General features: G+C 37.6%; 2 protein-coding genes. Both read left to right on the top strand.

Going from position 1 to position 1,289, the window contains the following annotated elements:
• Positions 1-831: tyrosine-type recombinase/integrase (locus BW931_RS13210; protein ID WP_159435726.1), on the top strand; the 831-nt coding region annotated here is incomplete at its 5' end.
• Positions 824-1,219 carry a DUF6262 family protein gene (locus BW931_RS13205; protein ID WP_076572938.1) on the top strand — a complete coding sequence of 132 codons (396 nt, stop codon included), beginning with the start codon at positions 824-826 and terminating at the stop codon, positions 1,217-1,219. The genes BW931_RS13210 and BW931_RS13205, both read left to right, overlap by 8 nt.
• The last annotated feature ends 70 nt before the right edge of the window (positions 1,220-1,289 follow it).

Genomic DNA, 1,289 nt, shown 5'->3' with positions numbered 1-1,289 from the left:
CATCTAGCAGATATAATTGCAGCTTTAATTGAGCGTTCTAAGCAATACAGCAACGATGATAACAACCCAGAAAGATACCTTTTTGTTCGCTACCGAGGTTCCCGTAAGGGAAGACCATTGAGTTCGAATTTTTGTCGAGCAGAACTAAACCATTTAGCAAGAAAAGTGAATATAACAGATGAAGCAGGCGAATTGTTTAAATTCAATAATCACATGTTCCGACATACTTATGGAATAAAATTGTTAAACGGTGGAGCTGATATTTTAACGGTGCAGGAGTTATTAGCCCACGCATCACCCGAAATGACCTTGCAATATGCTCGTCTGTTAGATGATACGAAACGTAAAGAATTCGAAAAGGTGTTGAAACAAGGTGTATTTACTTTTAACGTAAACGGGGAAATTCATCAGATTTCAGAAAAGGAAGATATTCCTGAAGGCATCCTTGATATGCTGTGGAAAGACGAGAAGTTAAACGCCTTAGATAACCCTTATGGGACATGTCGGGCGAGGGTCAATGGGAATTGTCCACTAGCAGCAGAACCCCCTTGTCTTACAGCCAACGATGGCAAACCTTGTTTTGATTTAGCTGTTGGAATGGATAGTTTCGACGTGAAAAAATATGAGTTACTCATTGAGTCTGTAACCAAGAATATTCAAACCGCAAAAGAGTATGGCCGGGAAGAGATGGTAAAAGCAAATAAAAAGAACTTGGAGAGATATCAAAATATTTACGAGATCATCAAGGGTGGAAATGTGATTTTTGGCCGCTTTGATCGTATGAAGAGAAAATATGAAAGTAAGAAAAAGAATGGTGTTAAAAATGAGTAATTTTGACCGTGAGGAGCAAATAAGGCAGTTGCATCAACAACGAAAGCAGAAAACCAAAGATAAAGTTGAGGAAGCTATAAAACGCCTTACAAAGAGTTCTAAAGTAATTAATTTTAATAGCGTGGCAAAAGAAGCAGGAGTAGCTAAAGCTACTCTTTACAACCACATAGAGCTTAAAGAACGTATTGCTTTCCTTAGAGAACAACAAGAAGAAGCCTTTGTGGAGTCTAGTACCAAGCGTGATGAAAATAATCAGAAAGCTGTAATTGCTTCCCTTAAAAGAAGGGTTGAAAAGTTGGAGAAAAAGAATAAAGAACTGGAAGAAGAAAATAAACAGTTAAGGGAAAAAGAAAAAGAAAAACTTTCAGCATACTTTACGAAGATATAAATCCTTCTGCAACTAAGGGCAGTTATCTTGAGACCGAGTCTTCAAGTAAAGGGCAGGATAGTTGAAGACT

The sequence above is a fragment of the Salimicrobium salexigens genome (assembly GCF_900156705.1).
Taxonomy (GTDB): Bacteria; Bacillota; Bacilli; order Bacillales; family Halobacillaceae; genus Salimicrobium; species Salimicrobium album.
This window is presented reverse-complemented; position numbering and strand designations above follow the sequence as displayed.